Annotated in this window: 15 protein-coding genes; 11 read left to right on the forward strand and 4 right to left on the reverse strand. The window is 60.6% G+C overall.

The window, feature by feature from the left end; translation table 11 throughout:
- The first annotated feature begins 11 nt into the window (after positions 1–11).
- The 3 genes from GUC32_RS12610 to pdxY are packed head-to-tail and all read left to right on the forward strand — an operon-like array spanning position 12 to position 1,825.
- Positions 12–266 carry a hypothetical protein gene (locus GUC32_RS12610; protein ID WP_025302947.1) on the forward strand — a complete coding sequence of 85 codons (255 nt, stop codon included), beginning with the start codon at positions 12–14 and terminating at the stop codon, positions 264–266.
- Positions 263–979, forward strand: coding sequence for a glutamine amidotransferase (locus GUC32_RS12615; protein WP_043143441.1), 717 nt, complete (start codon positions 263–265; stop codon positions 977–979). The genes GUC32_RS12610 and GUC32_RS12615 overlap by 4 nt, the downstream gene beginning before the upstream one ends.
- 3 nt (positions 980–982) lie before the next feature.
- Positions 983–1,825, forward strand: a complete 843-nt coding sequence (pdxY, locus tag GUC32_RS12620) for a pyridoxal kinase (RefSeq protein WP_025302949.1) — start codon at positions 983–985, stop codon at positions 1,823–1,825.
- A gap of 43 nt (positions 1,826–1,868) precedes the next feature.
- On the opposite strand, the gene GUC32_RS12625 is transcribed toward pdxY, so the two are convergent.
- The 4 genes from GUC32_RS12625 to GUC32_RS12640 form a co-directional block, all read right to left on the reverse strand.
- Positions 1,869–2,582 (reverse strand): flagellar brake protein, encoded by a 714-nt coding sequence (locus GUC32_RS12625; protein WP_025302950.1) that lies wholly within the window; start codon positions 2,580–2,582, stop codon positions 1,869–1,871.
- Positions 2,583–2,658: 76 nt separating this feature from the next.
- Positions 2,659–3,441: an N-formylglutamate amidohydrolase gene (locus GUC32_RS12630; RefSeq protein ID WP_025302951.1), complete on the reverse strand. Its 783-nt coding sequence runs from the start codon at positions 3,439–3,441 to the stop codon at positions 2,659–2,661.
- A 101-nt stretch (positions 3,442–3,542) separates the two neighbouring features.
- Positions 3,543–5,264 (reverse strand): ornithine lipid synthase OlsF, encoded by a 1,722-nt coding sequence (olsF, locus tag GUC32_RS12635; protein WP_025302952.1) that lies wholly within the window; start codon positions 5,262–5,264, stop codon positions 3,543–3,545.
- A gap of 155 nt (positions 5,265–5,419) precedes the next feature.
- Entirely contained in the window at positions 5,420–7,090 is a 1,671-nt protein-coding gene (locus tag GUC32_RS12640; RefSeq protein ID WP_369435250.1) for a DUF4091 domain-containing protein, read from the reverse strand.
- Positions 7,091–7,555: 465 nt separating this feature from the next.
- On the opposite strand from GUC32_RS12640, the gene GUC32_RS12645 reads away from it, so the two are divergent.
- The 8 genes from GUC32_RS12645 (at position 7,556) to GUC32_RS12680 (ending at position 16,315) form a co-directional block, all read left to right on the forward strand.
- The gene (locus tag GUC32_RS12645; protein WP_369435251.1) at positions 7,556–8,809 is read left to right on the forward strand and encodes a sugar ABC transporter substrate-binding protein; all 1,254 of its coding nucleotides are present in this window, start codon (positions 7,556–7,558) and stop codon (positions 8,807–8,809) included.
- Between the two features lie 78 nt (positions 8,810–8,887).
- Positions 8,888–9,829, forward strand: coding sequence for a carbohydrate ABC transporter permease (locus GUC32_RS12650; RefSeq protein ID WP_369435252.1), 942 nt, complete (start codon positions 8,888–8,890; stop codon positions 9,827–9,829).
- A 10-nt stretch (positions 9,830–9,839) separates the two neighbouring features.
- Entirely contained in the window at positions 9,840–10,658 is an 819-nt protein-coding gene (locus GUC32_RS12655; protein ID WP_004938251.1) for a carbohydrate ABC transporter permease, read from the forward strand.
- A gap of 21 nt (positions 10,659–10,679) precedes the next feature.
- Entirely contained in the window at positions 10,680–11,792 is a 1,113-nt protein-coding gene (locus tag GUC32_RS12660; RefSeq protein ID WP_025302956.1) for an ABC transporter ATP-binding protein, read from the forward strand.
- Between the two features lie 19 nt (positions 11,793–11,811).
- Positions 11,812–13,095, forward strand: coding sequence for a Gfo/Idh/MocA family protein (locus GUC32_RS12665; RefSeq protein ID WP_197824038.1), 1,284 nt, complete (start codon positions 11,812–11,814; stop codon positions 13,093–13,095).
- 18 nt (positions 13,096–13,113) lie between these two features.
- Positions 13,114–14,019: an ROK family protein gene (locus tag GUC32_RS12670; RefSeq protein WP_197770403.1), complete on the forward strand. Its 906-nt coding sequence runs from the start codon at positions 13,114–13,116 to the stop codon at positions 14,017–14,019.
- Between the two features lie 332 nt (positions 14,020–14,351).
- On the forward strand, positions 14,352–15,122 hold the full coding sequence (agaR, locus tag GUC32_RS12675) for a transcriptional repressor AgaR (protein ID WP_025302959.1): 771 nt from the start codon (positions 14,352–14,354) through the stop codon (positions 15,120–15,122).
- A gap of 26 nt (positions 15,123–15,148) precedes the next feature.
- Positions 15,149–16,315, forward strand: a complete 1,167-nt coding sequence (locus GUC32_RS12680; protein WP_043144075.1) for an SIS domain-containing protein — start codon at positions 15,149–15,151, stop codon at positions 16,313–16,315.
- Positions 16,316–16,324: the final 9 nt, after the last annotated feature.

Consider the following 16,324-nt stretch of genomic DNA (forward strand, 5'->3'; position numbering starts at 1 on the left):
TAAGGGGTTCCATGGATAAACATTACGTGCTCGACATTCAGTATGCAGGAAAAGCCTTTGCCCGCCTGCAGATGTTCACTCCCTGGGCAGCCGATCAGCTGGAACAGGCGTGCGCGCTGTTCCCGGCCGCTCAGGGTTATCAGGTGCAGCTCAGCCAGGTCAGCGAACGTCGCATCGTCTACCAGAGCGGTGCGCAAGGCATCACTGTGCTGGGCGAGTCGCTGGCGCTGACCCCTTTCACTCACGCTAGCGAGGTTGAACAATGAAAAAAGCCGTCGCCATTCGACACGTCAATTTTGAAAACCTGGGTATCCTCGGTTCTCTGCTCTCGCTGCGCGGCTATCAGATCGACTATTACGATGCCGGCCGCGATGATATTCGTGCTATCAATAATGAAGAGACCGATCTGTTGGTAGTGCTCGGCGGGCCGATCAGCGCCGCCCAACACTTTTCCGGTGAGCAGCGCTATGATTTTCTCGACCATGAATTAGCGCTGGTCAAACAGCGCCTGGCGCAGCGGCGACCGACCCTCGGGGTTTGTCTCGGCGCGCAGGTGATCGCCCAGGCACTGGGCGCCGACGTGATCTCGCTCGGCGTCAAAGAGATCGGCTTCGCCCCGCTGAGCACGCTCGCGGCGGAAGACGACTCGGTGCTGGCCCCGCTGGCCGATACGCCGGTGCTGCATTGGCACGGCGATATGTTCATGATCCCGGACGGTGCCCGCTGCCTGGCCGGCACGGCGATTTGCCCACATCAGGCTTTCGACTATCAGGGGTTCGCGCTCGGCCTGCAGTTCCATCTGGAGGCGGATCATCGCGATATCGAACGCTGGCTGATTGGCCATGCCTGCGAGCTGGAACTGGCCGGCGTTGCGCCACAGAGCCTGCGCGAACAGGCGGCGTGCCACGGCGCACAGCTGGAACAACGCGCGCGGCAGGTGTTCGCACGCTGGCTGGATAATAACGAACCAAGGATGTAACTCATGCAACAGTCTTCACCCTTGCGGTCACCGTCCATCGACGTGATCAGCATTCAATCTCAGGTGGTCTACGGCAGCGTCGGCAACGGCATCGCCTACCGCGCCCTGCTGAAAAAGGGGCTGGAAGCGCTGCAGGTGCCGAGCGTGCTGTTCGGCTGCCCGCCCTATTACGGCAAGCCGCACGGCGGCGTCATTTCCGGCGAGTGGTTCGGCGGCTTTCTCGACGATCTGATTGCCCGCGGCGTGATGAAGCGCACCCGGGCGGTGATTGTCGGCTACCTGGGCGATGTGATGCAGTGCCATATTCTGGCCAACTGGCTGCAGCGGGTGCGCTCGCTCAATCCTCAGATAAAAATCTATATCGATCCGGTGATGGGCGATTACGGTGAAGGGATCTACGTGGATGAGCGCATCGTCAACTGCTATCGATCGCCGTTCCTGCGGCTGGCCAACGGCCTGACGCCGAACGGCTTTGAACTGGAACAGCTGTGCGGCCGACAACTGAGCAGCCGGGAGCAGACGCAGCACGCCGCGCAGGCGCTGTTGAACGACACCACCGAATGGGTGCTGGTCACCAGCGCGCCGGGCGTCGCGCAGCACGAAGACGAGGTGGGATTGATGCTGGTCACCCGGCAGGAAACACAGTGCTTTACCCATCCGAAGGTTAAATCGGCGGTCAAAGGCACCGGCGATCTGTTCGCCGCATTGCTGGTCAGCCATCTGCTGCACGGCGCTGCGCTCGACGCGGCCGTGGTCGCCGCCGGGGGTGAAGTGTGCGACGTGCTGGCCGAAGCGGCACATTTCGGTTGGGAAGAAATCGGCAGCCTGCGGGCGTTAAAGCCGTAAGGCCGGTGGAGAGTCAGGGGCAGCGTGCCGCCCCTGATCACTATCAGCGTTTTTTCTTTTTGTTGAAATCCAGCTCGAAGGCGAACACGGCGCTCTGAATTTTGCGCTCCATCGCCAACCCCAGCTTGAGGAAACGGCATGACAGGCGCGAGAAGTGCACCACCTGATCGTTATCGTCGGTTTCCTGATCGTCGTTGACCACCACCAGCTCCATGTTGACCTTGAAGCTGCCGTAGCTGCCCAGATCCAACTCCGCTTTCTTGAACTGCAGGCCCGGCTGGAAGAAATCCGGTAGCGGCCCGTCGAAGCGCAAACCGACGCCGCCGGCAGACAGATCGTGGATCCGCAGCTCATAAGGCGTACCGTCCGGGTATTCGCCGGTACAGAAGAATTGGCGCCAGTGTGGCGTGGTGATGCGGAACTGACGGCGGCGCTGGATGTAGACCAACTCCTGCGGCAGCCGGGTCGAGCAGGCCTGGACGCCTTGATGTTCGGTCAGTTCCGCCTGGCCGACGGAAAACTCGATTTTGGCGTCGTTGCTTTCAATCACGATGGTGCAGGCGCCGTCGATGGCATTTTCCGCTTCCTCACCGCTAAACACGATATTGTCCGGCCCGACGCTCAATAACAGACTTTGAAACCGGTGCTGCTGATTTTCTACGCGCAGCGGCGTGCGTTGTTTGCAAATTTCACGCAGAATCGCCAGAACTTCAAAACGCTCCCGTTTGATAAACAGTCCGTTATCGCTGTGCTCCACACGTCTCTCCTGACTTTTTTTCTAATGACGTATTACGTATTCCTTACGGTTATCATCTCTGGGAATATTCCTAAAGTCAAATTTGCCAACGCTGCCAGGCCTGCGGCAGCAGGCGTGCGAAACGTTTCGCCCACGCCTGCTGCCCGCGTTCATCGGCGATCAGATCCTGGCGGATTTCGATGCCGACATAAGGCAAACCGCGACGTTCCGCATGCACCGGCAACGTGTAGTCGGTGGCGTCGGTCATCGCATAGGGTTCGTTGATCCCCACCTGCAAATCCCCCTCTTCGCGCAGCAGTTCGGCCAGCAGCAGCGCAAATTCCGGGTAGCGGTTAAACAGCAGGCCCACCTGCCAGGGGCGCGATTCGCCCTTGAACACCGGCGTGAAGCTGTGCATGGCGATCACCGCCGTCGGCAGTTCGCGCAGTTGGCGTTGCCCCAGATGATCGTCGATGGCGTGGTGATACGGCAAAAATACCTCACGCTCGCGCGCCAGCGCGTGTTCGCCGTCGATGCCGATATTGCCGGGGATGGGCGTCAGTTCGGACAAAGGCGGGATCGAGCTGGCGATGCCGGGCGCCCGGTTGCAGTCGATCACCAGCCGTGAGTAACGCTGATGGATCAGCGTGGCGTCCAGTTGGCGGCTCAGATGGCGCGACACGCTCAGCGCGCCGATATCCCAGCCGATGTGGCGTTCAATCTCCCCCGGCGGCAAACCGAGGTCGCCAAGGGACTGCGGTATCGCCTTGCCGGCGTGATCGCACAGCAGCAAAAAAGGCGCTTTGCCGCGCGGGATTTCAACGGCAGCTGCGGGCGGTTCATCGGCGGACAATAACGGCGGGATAAACGAATGGGGCATGGCGGGCTCCGGCGGTGGAAAGCAAAACGTTTATCGTAGCGCTATCCCGTCGCCGGCCCCAAGGTCGTGCTTAGATCAAAAAGGCATGAGTCAGACTGTAGTCATGCCGTCTCGGCTGGCTGTGGCTGGTGCACCGCGATATAACGCTGATAGCGCGACGGCTTGAGCCGTGTGGTATCCACCAGCACCAGCCCATCGATGCAGTTGTTGAACGCCGGATCGGTGCCGAAGTCGATAAACTGTACCCCACCCGGTTCGCACAGCTCGGTGTACTGTTTGTACAGCGTCGGGATCGAACAGCCGATGTTGCTGAGCAGGCTCTTCAGCCGTACCAGATCTTCCTGGTAGTTGTCCCCGGCAAACTGCGCCAACACCTGCGGCAGCGACGCCGGATAAGGCCGGCGCGACTGCGCGAAGGCGTGATCCGGCGAGAAATAGAGCCGGTAGAAGGCGATCAGCAAATCGCGCGCCGCCAGCGGCATGCCGCCGGAGATCGACACCGGGCCGAACAGATAGCGATATTGCGGGTATTTCGACAGATAGGCGCCGATGCCCAGCCACAAATAGTCCAGCCCACGCTTGCCCCAATAGGCCGGCTGAATGAAGCTGCGCCCCAGTTCGATGCCCTGCGCCAGGATCGGTTCCATATCGCGGTCGTAATGGAACAGGCTGTTGCTATAGATGCTTTCCAGCCCTTTGCGTTCGATTTGTTCGGCGGTGGGAATAAAACGATAGGCGCCGACGATCTCCAGCTCTTCCTCATCCCACAGCACCAGGTGGTAGTAATCGTCGTCGTAGCTATCCAGATCGCGGCGGCGGCCGGATCCTTCCCCCACCGCGCGGAAGGCGATCTCGCGCAGGCGCCCCAGCTCGCGCAGGATTGGCGTACGCGCTTCGTCACGGCGGCGATAGAGGTAGATGGTTTTACCGTCCGGCGTTACCCCCAACCTTTCGCAGTTCGCCAACGCCTTTTTCAGCTCCAGACGCTCTTCCGGCAGTGCGATCGGCGACTCGCTGGCGAACAGCCCCGGTTTACCCTGGCCCAGGCGATAGACGTGGCGGCGAAAGCGCTCCGCCAGATCCTTGGCGCTGGTGTGGCCGTCGTGCCAGCTGGCGAACGGCACACGGCCGCCGACGCGGATCTTGATGCGCCCGCCCCGCTGCTGGAACATTTCACGCACCAGCAGCAGCGTCGACAGCGGCCGATAAACCAGCGAGGTAAAGTAGAACAGGTTGCTGTTGCGCGCGCTGATGTGGATCGGCACGATCGGCGCGCGCGCCTTGGCGGCCAGGCGCAGAAAGCCGGTATGCCAGTGGCCATCGCGGATGCCTTTCGGGCTCATGCGCGACACTTCGCCAGCCGGGAACAGGATCAGCGCGCCCTGATTGTCCAGTTGCTGCTGCATCCCTTCAATCTGTTTGCGGCTGGTTTTATAAGCGACGTTATCCACCGGCACGAACAGGTTGCGCAGCGGTTCGATATAGGTCAGCAGCTGGCTGGCCACCACTTTCACATCCGGGCGCACCGCCGCGACGGCGCGCAGCAGCACCAGGCCGTCGAGCGAGCCGATCGGGTGATTGGCCACGAGCACCACCGGCCCCTGGCTCGGGATGTTTTCCAGATCGCCGTCCACCAGCTCGCAGCTGAGGTTGAAGTAGTCCACCACCTGCTCGATCAGATCGAGCCCTTTCAGGTGGGGATAGTCGGCAGCGAACTGTTTGAATTCTTTTTCGAAGAGAAGGGTTCTTAGCAGGCTGCGCTGCCAGGCAGGGGTATTGCGGTGTGGAAATGCATCTTGCAACAGAGAATCCAGGCTGAACATCGCGTTATCTCCTGACGTAGTCGCTGCAAACTTAAGCCAGAGCCGTGACTCTGACGTGTCAGTTACATGACAATAAAATGAATCCATCGACTATCAGGTATAGCAAAGTAATGACGAATTGGGAGCGAAAGACGCATTTTCGCCCCCACTTGCCCTCACATCGGCGCCAGCAGCGCTTCGATGCGGCGGTTCACCGCTTCGCGCAAGCGCAGCAGCGGCCCGGCCTGGTGCGGATAACGCTTGAAGGTAATGCGCATGCCCAGCTCGCGTTCGATCAGCGCCTCAACCGTCGCTCGGTCGGTCAGACTCTCCAGCAGCTGCAGCGCGCGCATGTCCTGCAGCCCCTGATGCAGCACCCGCAGGCGCAGCGACTCCACCGGCTGCAGATCCTCGCCCGGATAGACCACGAACGGATCGCCGGAGGGAAACGCATGGCCGCTGTCGGTCACGGCGTAAGGGTTGATGCGCTCGCGCGAATGAGCGCTGTTATAGAAGTTGAATCCCCAATGCAGGAAGCCGGCGATGCGGTACAGATAGAGCTGCACGCCCAATATGCGGTTGCGCGCCGAAGGCTGGGCGAAGAACCGGTTGGCGACCTCGGTCTTCTGTACGCAGCAATAATAGGCCCACAGGCCAGGCACCCGGTGTTCGATAAAGGGTTCGATATGATCGGTGGCAGCGACCGGGATTTCCACCAGGCCTCGCTGATAGAAAGCGAAATCCGACAGCGCATCGAAGGTGCGAAAGCCATCCAGCAATGGGCGTAGCGCGGCGCTGGCGCGCTGGTAGGCCGCCAGGTTGTCCAGCGTCGGCTCATCGGAAACATGGAACCACACCTGCCGTTCCAGCCCCCGTTCGCGGAACCAGGCGGTCAACGCCGGCAGCAGCGCCTGCAGAAAACGCTGGTACGCTTCGCCCTGCGCATCGGTGTGCCAGCCGAAAAGCGGTCGCGCCTCGCCCTGCTCCTCCACCACGATCTTCGGCGCATGTGCCGCGCCCCATTGGGTAAACAGCGGCGCGATTTCGAAGTGCTCGATGCCCTCTTCCTGCGCCAACGCTATCCACTGCGCCAGGAGACTGAAATCGAAGTCATACCCCTGCGCCGAACGCGACACCCTCACCAACTGCACCGTGGTGCGTTCACCGCCGACGGCGGTATCCAGCGGCGGCGTAAACAGCGGCGTCAGCAGCATATTAACCCCGGCCTGAACCGCACAGCGCACAAAGTTGCGCACCGCGCGCCAGTAATCCGGGCTGAACACCGCCAGACGGTAGTAATCCGCCAGGCAGTCGGTGTGCAACCACTCGGTGTGCAACAGCGTTTGCGGCGGCAACGCCGCCGGCACCAGATGCAGCGTCAGCGTGGCCTCGGCCAGCGCCTCGCCGCTCTGGGCATCCCGCAGCCGCAGGGTCAACGGAAAGTCACCAGCCAGTTGCGCGTCGGCCGGCGGCGTCAAGGTCAGCCACAGGCTGCCATAATAGCGGCAGGCGGCAAAAAAACGCCGTTGCGGCAGCGGCATCAGCGGATCGGGAAATAAGCCCGGCTCGGTCGTCAGGTAATTCTCATCGATCTCGCGATAACAGGGAAAACCGCTCGGTACCGATTGCACCTGGCGCACGCTGATATACGCCGCCAGCGGTCCGTCAAGTTGATAACTGAGCTCATGGCGAGTCTCGTTGCCCGGGGTTTGCAAACAGTACACCGCCTGCCAGGAAAGCACCTCGTTATTTAACCCGCTCAGCCGATTTTCTACGGCAACGGGCGGCATATTTTGGCAATGAAATACTTTCTCCAGGCAATGCGTAAATACCAGAGACAGGCGCATGATAATCGGCCCTCTTTATTTTGGATAAATCAATATTGTGAAATTCAGGCTAACGTCTTTTATCGCCACAGACAATAGCCGGCAATAAAAAACGTTCCTGCACCCTCCTCTGACAGCCACAGCAAGATTTTTTTGTTTATTTGCATCACAAAAATGAAAGAAGCAGAAGCTTGCACAATAAAAATGTTTTTAATCCCCATTATGGTGCAAGGGTTATCAGTTATTCCTATGCCTGCGAAGGCCGCTAAATGCCGCGCCACCGGGGAAAAAACCCGTCAAAAGGTTAACGAATTGTGAATAAACACACCTTTCACTTGGCCGTCAAAGCCTTTCGATTTTAACAACAATGAAACATCAACGCCCCATTTTTGGGCATTTGGGGGTGTATTGACACATTGAAAGTTAAGGGATAGAAAGAATTTACGTTGCGAAAAACGCTATTCGTCGCTCACCGAGGGGAAAGCAATGTCACCGATAAAAAATACCGGCCGCCTGCTGGCGCACTCTATTCTTGCCAGCGCATTATTATTGCCCACACTGCTCCACGCCGCAGATGAAATAACATTGCGCTATGCCGTTTGGGACAGAAATCAATTATCATCCGAACAGGAGATTGCTAAGCGATTTGAGCAGGCCAACCCGGATATAAAAATAGAAATAGAATTAACCCCCTCGGCACAATATTTCGTTAAATTAGATTCCGCAGCCGCCGGCGGCGTGGCGCCGGATATATTCTGGATTAATATGCCTTATTTTGTGCAGTACGCCAAAAACGGCATTATGGAGCCGCTGGCACCCTATATTAAAGACAGCGGCCTTAAGCTGGACGACGTGGTCGCCAGCTCGGTGAAAGCCTACCAGTACGACGGCCAGCAGATGGCCATCCCGCGCGACGTCGATTCCATCGCCGTGTGGTACAACAAAAAACTGTTCGATCAGGCCGGCGTCAGCTACCCCACCAGCGACTGGAACTGGGACGATCTGAAAAGCAAGGCTACCGCGCTGAAAAACGGGCTGAAAGGCACGGCCTTCCCGCTGGTGATGGATCTCAGCATCGACGGTCAGGACAGTTACATGAACCTGCTGTTCCAAAACGGCAATCACATCGTGCCGAAAGACGGCCAGCCCACCGACATCGCCAACGACAAATCCCTCTGGGTCTACCAGCAGCTGCAGGGCATGATGAAAGACGGCCTGATGCCAAGCGCCCAGCAGATGAGCGAAGTCAAAACCGAGAACATCTTCCAGTCCAACCGCGCGGCGATGGTCTATGCCGGTTCCTGGCTGGCGGCACCGTTCGCCAATAACCCGCTGATCAACGACCACATCGGCGTGGTGATGATGCCCAAAATTGAACGCCAGTCCGGCGTGGCGCACAGTCTGGCCTTCGCCATGTCGGCCAAAAGCGCCCATAAGCAGGCCGCCTGGAAATATATCGCCTTCATGAGCAGCGAAGCCTCGCAGGCGGAGCTGGCCAAGGTGGTGATCCCGGCCAACAAGACGGCGGCCAAGGTCTGGGCGCAGCAGATTCAGAAAGTCGACGTTTCGCCTTATATCCAGACCCTTGAAGTGACCCAGGCTTACCCCACCGCCGGCACCAATACGCCGAAGTGGCAGAACATGTGGATAGCCAGCCTGAAGAAGATCTTTATGGGCGCGGACGCTAAGCAGGAAATGGACAAATCGGTCAAGAAGATCGCGCGCGTCATGGAGCAGTAATCGCCCCGCCGCGGCGCGCTGCCCCGAGCGCGCGCCGCGGTGGACCCACGCTGAACGTCATAGGTGAGGAATGGCAACATGTCGCTGGCAGAAACGGCTACGGTCACCCTGAAACCATCCCGGCGCACCGCCCGCCCCGCGCTCAATCGGCTCGAACGCGCCGAACGCTTCTGGGGCTGGGTGATGATCCTGCCGCTGTTGTTGGGGGTGACGGTGTTTTACCTGATCCCCTTTTTGCAAAACATTTTTTACAGCTTTACCGATCTGAACCAGTTCATGCGCTGGAGCAACATCAGCGTCGATAACTATCTCAACCTGTTCGAAGACGACGACTTCTACACCGCCGCCGCCAACACCTTGTTCTACGTGGTGGTGTGCGTGCCGATCAGCCTGAGCCTGTCGCTGCTGCTGGCGATCGGCCTCAATCAGAACATCCGTGGCAAAGGCCTGCTGCGCACCCTGCTGTTCCTGCCGGCGGTCACCATGCCTGCGGCGGTGGCCATGGTGTGGCAATGGCTGTTCAACAAGGATTTCGGCCTGATCAACCAGGCGCTGGGCCTGCTGCACATTGCGCCGGTCGCCTGGCTGTCCGATCCGGACGTGGTGCGCATCAGCGTGTCCATCATCATCATCTGGTCGTCGCTGGCGCTGAAGATCATCATTTTGCTGGCCGGGCTGCAGAGCATTCCGCGCCAGCTATACGAGGCGGCGGATATCGACGGCATCGGCACCCTGCGCCGCTTCTTCTGTATCACGTTGCCGATGATGGTGCCGACGCTGTTTTTCGTGTCGGTGATGAGCTTTATCGAGATCCTGCAAATCTTCGACGTGGTGTTCCTGATGTTCGACCGCGCGCTGGTGGAAAACGACGTGATGACCGTCACCAACCTGTTCTACAAGTACGCGTTTTACCTGCAGGAAAAAGGCTACGCTTCCGCCATCACCGTGGTGCTGTTCGCCGTCACGCTGGTGATCACCCTGATTCAAATGGCGATCGGCAAGCGCCTGAAAGTCAGCTGAGGAGCTGCACATGAACGCAAGCAAGAAAACGCTGGTGTACCTGTTTATGGGGCTGGCGGCGCTGGCCTCGGTGGTGCCCTTTATCTGGATGCTGGTGACCTCGCTGAAAACCCAGGCCGAGAGCATTCAGATCCCGCTGACGCTGCTGCCGGCGCACCCTAGCCTGCAGGCCTACGGTCGGGTGATGCACGAAATCCCGTTCGCCGGCTTTTATCTCAACTCGCTGCTGGCGACTTTCTTCACCGTCACCCTGCAGATGGCGATCGCTACCCTGGCCGCCTATGGCTTCTCGCGCCTGCATTTTCGCGGCCGCGACGCGGTGTTTCTGGTATGCGTGTCGATCCTGATGGTGCCCGGCCAGGCGTTTCTGATCCCGCAATTCCTGGTGGTCCAGAAGCTGGGGCTGGTCAACAGCATCACCGGGTTGGTGCTGCCGGGCATTTTCAGCGTTTACGCCACCTTCCTGCTGCGCCAGTTCTTCCTGGCGGTACCGAAGGAAATGGAAGAAGCGGCTTTGATCGACGGCTACAGCTACTTCGCCATCTTCTGGCGCATCATGCTGCCGCTGATCCGGCCAGGCATTATCGCCTGCGTCATCATCAATGGCCTGTGGAGCTGGAACAACCTGATGTGGCCGCTGATCGTCAATACCACCACCGAGAAGCTGACGCTGCCGGTTGGCCTCGCCTCGCTCTCCAGCCGCGCCGGGGTGGAATACCCGTTGCTGATGGCCGGGGCGCTGATGGCGGTGATCCCGATGTTGATGCTGTTCATTATTTTCCAACGCTATTTCATCCAGGGCATCGCCAGCGCCGGGGTGAAAGGCTAACGCGCAGACAAGGTAAACGACATGGCCGGAATTCAGTTAAACAGCGTTAAAAAAGTCTACCCCAACGGTTTCCACGCGCTGCACGGCGTCGATCTGGAAATTGAAGACGGGGAATTTATGGTGTTCGTCGGCCCGTCCGGCTGCGCTAAGTCTACCCTGCTGCGGATGATCGCCGGGCTGGAGAGCGTCAGCGAGGGGCAGATCCTGATCCACGATCGCTGCGTCAACGACAGCATGCCGAAGGATCGCGGCATCGCCATGGTGTTCCAGAACTATGCGCTGTACCCGCACATGACGGTGTACAAGAACATGGCGTTCGGCCTGATCGGCAAAGAGAGCAAGGCCGAGATCGACCGCCGGGTGCGCGACGCGGCGGAAAAACTGGAGATCACCAACCTGCTGCAGCGCAAGCCGGGCCAGCTTTCCGGCGGCCAGTGCCAGCGGGTGGCGGTCGGCCGAGCCATCGTGCGCAAGCCCAAGGTGTTCCTGTTCGATGAGCCGCTGTCCAACCTCGACGCCAAGCTGCGAGTGTCGATGCGCGTACAGCTGATCGAACTGCACAACCAGCTGAAGCAGGAAGGCGCCGCCGCCACCATGGTGTACGTCACCCACGATCAGGTCGAAGCGATGACCATGGGCGATCGCATTTGCGTGATGAATCGCGGCGCCATCATGCAGGTGGATAAACCGATCAATCTGTACCACCACCCCGCCAACCGTTTCGTCGCCGAGTTTATCGGCAGCCCGTCGATGAATTTGCACGATCTGGCGATCGTGCGCGACGGCCAAACGGTGCGGCTGCGTATCGGCCTGCAGCACCAGCTCGATCTGCCGCCGGCGCTGCAACGGCAGTTAGCCGACTACCCGCATGCGCGGGTGTGTCTCGGCATCCGGCCGGAGTCCCTGCGGCTGTGTGCGCCCGGCAGCGCCAACTGTTTCCCGGCGCAGATCGTCACCATCGAGCGCATGGGCAACGAAGAGTTGCTGCACTGCGAACTGGCTGACCTGCGCTTCGTGCTGCGCATGGCGTCGCTGCCGGACTGGGAGCCGCGCCTCGGCGAAAGCATTCATCTGGCATTCGATCTGACGCGCGCGCATTTGTTCGACGAGCTCAGCGGCCAAAACCTCAAATAACAACAGCGGAGTATCAGCAATGTCGCCAACACAACCCAACAACGTTGCCCAGCGCCCGGTGCGAGTGCTGGTCGTCGGCGCCGGTGCGCGCGGTGAAATCTACTCGCGCTATGCGCTGGCGCACCCCGATTTGATGCAGGTGGTGGCGGTGGCGGAACCGCGCGATGCCTACCGCGAGCCGTTCGTGGTGCAGCACGCCATCGCGCCGGAAAACGTCTTCACCGACTGGCGCCAGGCCGCCGACGCCGGCAAGCTGGCCGACGCGGTGCTGATCTGCACTCAGGATCAGATGCACCTGGAGCCGGCGCTGGCCTTCGCCCGTCAGGGCTACGCCATGCTGCTGGAAAAACCGCTGTCGCCGGACGCCGACGAGTGCCGGGCCATCGTCGCCGAGGTCGTGCGCCAAAAGCTGATCTTCTCAGTCGGCCACGTACTGCGCTATACCCGCTATACCCAAAAGCTCAAACAGCTGCTGCGCGATGGCGCGATCGGCGACATCGTCAGCCTGCAACACTTAGAACCGGTCGGCTACTGGCATCAGGCGCACTCCTTCGTGCGCGGCAACTGGCGCAACGATCAACAGGCCGCGTTTATGCTGTTGCAGAAATCCTGCCACGACATCGACTGGATCCGCTACGTGATGGAACAGCCCTGCGAACAGGTCAGCTCCTTCGGCAACCTGCACCACTTCCACCAGGAAAACCAACCGGCCGGCGCGGCGGACAACTGCCTGGATTGCGCGGTGGAGGCAGCCTGTCCCTATTCCGCCAAACGCATCTATCTGGGCGACGATCACAAGGCCACGCCCGGTTTTCTGCGGGTGCTGACGCCGGAACCCGACCAGACGACGCTGCGGGCGGCGCTGCGCGACGGGCCCTACGGCCGCTGCGTCTACCGCTGCGACAATAACGTGGTCGACCATCAGGTGGTCAACATGCAGTTCGCCGGCGGCCGCACTGCGTCGTTCACCATGACGGCCTTCACTCGCCACGAAGATCGCCACACCCGCATCTTCGGCAGCCGCGGCTGCCTGGAAGGCGACGGCCGCCATATCCGCATCACCTCGTTCCTCGACGACGGCGAAACGCATTACGACACCGACGCCGGCCAGGATCTGCACGCGATGGGCGGCCACGGCGGCGGCGACTACTACCTGATGCAGCACTTTATCGCGGCCATTCGCGCCAACGATCCGAGCCAGGTGCTGGCCGGCCCGGCCGAAGCGCTGGAGAGCCACCTGATGGTGTTCGCCGCCGAACGCGCACGCCGTGAAGCGGCGGTGATCGCCCTGAACGGAGCCTGAAGCATGGCCACGACAGAGATGCGTTACGGCTTCGACATCGGCGGCACCAAGATTGAAATGGCCGCTTACGATCGCCGGCTCAATCAGGTGCTGATCCAGCGGGTGCGCACCCCTACCAGAGATTACGGCGAATTCGTGGCCTGCATCGCCGGGCTGGTCGAGCAGGCGGATCGCGAACTGCATACGCGCGGCAGCATCGGCATCGGTTTACCGGGGATCACCGATCCCGTCAGCCGCCGCCAGCTGGCGGTCAACGTGCCCTGCCTGACCGGGCATTGCCTGGCGGATGATTTGACGCAGGCGCTGGCGCGGCCGATCGCCATCGAGAACGATTGCCGCTGCTTCGCGCTGTCGGAAGCCAGTACGCCGCAAACCGCACACCTGCCGCTGGTGTTCGGCGCCATCATCGGCACCGGTGCCGGCGGTGGCCTGGTGGTGAACCGGCAACTGCATAAGGGACGCAGCGGCGTGGCGGGTGAATGGGGCCATATGCCGATCTCGGCCCAGTTGGCGCAGCGTTACGATCTGCCGCTGTTCGGCTGCAACTGCGGGCTGACCGGCTGCTTTGAGCGCTACGTCTCCGGCAGCGGACTGCTGGCGCTGAGCCGCCATTTCGCCCATCCGGCCGCCGACGTGCCAGCGCTGGTCGCCAGCTATCGTGCCGGTGATGCGCTCGCGCATCGGCTGATGACGATTTACGTCGACATTCTGGCCAGCGCGCTGGCCGGCTTACAGCTGCTGCTGGATGTTGATGCCTTCGTGCTGGGCGGTGGCTTGTCCAACGTCGGCGAGCTTTACCGGCTGTTGCCGCCGGCGATGCGGCGCTGGCTGCTGCCGGGCGTGGAACCGGCGGCGGTGTTCCCGCCGGTGCACGGTGACAGCAGCGGCGTACGCGGCGCGGCGCTTTTACGCGCGCCGGCATAAAAAAACAGTGAAAGCCTGGCGGTTGTCGAGCGATCGTTGCGGCTTTCGGCCTCGACGGGCTGAATAATTAAATGCCGGGAATTGGCGACTGAAAAATAACGAATTTGCCGTTTTCACTTTGCGTTAACACCGCTTTCGGTTGGCATTAAACTGAAAGCAAAATTAAATATAACCATCTGATAGATATAGATATTTTAAAATTAATCGATTGCATTTCAGTGTTTCGTTTGCTGTAATTCGCCACGAACAACTGAAAGCGCTCCGGTCGGTATCGCTGCGGCTTATTAAGCCGCGGTCGGGCACGGCTACAGGTAAATCAGGAGTCTGCGTTAATGATCAATACCGCAAAACGCCGGGAATTAATTATCGACCAGCTGTGCCGCGAGGGCACGGTGCGCGTGGAGCAGCTCAGCCAGCAGTTTTCGGTGTCCAGCGTCACCATCCGCAGCGATCTGCGCCAGCTGGAAAAACACGGCTGCGCGGTGCGCGCCTACGGCGGCGCTATGTTGAACAAACAGTTCGCCTTCGACCGCCCATTGCAGGACAAGGGCCGCCTCAATCGCGACGTAAAACACGTCATCGCCTGCGCGGCCGCGGCGCTGATTGAAGACGGCGATGCCGTCATCCTCGACTCCGGCTCCACCACCAGCCAGATGGCGCCGCAGTTGGCGGGGAAAAAGGATCTGGTGGTGATGACCAACGCGCTCAACATCGCCTTCGAATTAGCCAGCAACGAGCAGATCGATCTGATGGTGGTCGGGGGCAGCGTGCGCCGCAAAGCCTGGTCGCTTTACGGCCCTGCCGCCGAACAGCAGCTGCGCCAATACCGGTTCGACAAGCTGTTTCTCGGCGTCGACGGTTTCGATCTCACGAGCGGCATCACCACGCCGGATCCGGGCGAAGCGCAGCTGAACCGCGTGATGTGCGAGGTGGCGCGTGAAGTGATCGCCATCGCCGACGCCAGCAAATTCGGCCGCACCAGTTTTTGCATGATCCGCGAAATCGGTCAGATCCACCGTCTGGTCACCGACAGCCGCATTCCGGCGCACTACCTGCAAGCGCTGCACCATTTAGGGATCGACGTGATTATCGCCGACCGTTAACCGAGGCTTTTTAAGGAGCTGTCATCATGAACGCGTATTTCTCTTACGAGGCGGATTGGCTGAAGCAGCGCAACGCCTGGCACACCGCCGCAGAAATTTGGCAACAGCCGGATCTGTGGGCAGCGCTGCACCGGCAGCTGCAGGATCAACAGGCGCAGTGGCAGCCGTTCCTGGCGCCGCTGCTGGCCAATCCGCGCCTGCAGATCGTCCTGTGCGGCGCCGGCAGTTCGGCATTTGCCGGCCGTGCCCTGGCGCCCTGGCTGCGCGAACGCACCGGCCGCGACGTGGTAGCCTACGGCACCACCGATATCGTCGCCAACCCGCTGCAGTATCTCGACCCTGATCGGCCGACGCTGCTGGTCTCTTTCGCCCGCTCGGGCAACAGCCCGGAAAGCGTGGCGACGGTGGAGCTGGCCGACCAGCTGCTGCCGGAAAGCTATCACCTAATGCTAGTGTGCAACCCGGACAGCCGGCTGGCGCAGTACGCGCATCGGCGTGACAACGTCTGTTCGCTGGTGATGCCGCAAGGTTCCAACGATCAGAGCTTCGCCATGACCTCCAGCTTCAGCTGCATGATGCTGAGCGCCGCGCTGCTGCTCGGCCCAACGTCGCTCGAGGCCGCCCAGGCACCGCTGAGTGCCATGGTGCAGCGCTGCCGAGAACTGCGTGAAACGCTGCAGGCGCAGGTGAAAGCGCTGGCCGCCAGCGGCTTCCGCCGCTACATCACCCTCGGCGGCAGCTGCTTTACCGGCCTCGCCGAAGAGGCCTCACTTAAGATGCTGGAGCTGACCGCCGGCCGCATCGTTACACGCTACGACTCGCCGCTCGGCCTGCGCCACGGCCCGAAATTCATGGTCGACGGCCAGACGTTGGTGGTGCTGATGTTCTCCCACGACGACTACGCCCGCCAGTATGACCGCGATCTGTGGAACGAGCTGCAGCGCGACGGGCTGGCGATGCAGTTGGTCGGATTGACCGGCGAACGCCAACCCCTGTCCGACGCTCTGCTGAATATGCACGACGCGGCTGACGATATCTGGCTGCTGTTCCCGTATCTGCTGTTCACCCAGATGCTGGCCTTCGAGAGTTCGCTGGCGCTGGGGCTGACCCCGGACAACCCTTGCCCGACCGGCGAGGTCAACCGGGTGGTGAAAGGCGTGACGATTTACCGTTTTCCCTCCCCTGAGTTGTAAGGAGATCCC

Source organism: Serratia sp. NGAS9 (genome assembly GCF_009905295.1).
Classification (GTDB): Bacteria; Pseudomonadota; Gammaproteobacteria; order Enterobacterales; family Enterobacteriaceae; genus Serratia; species Serratia bockelmannii.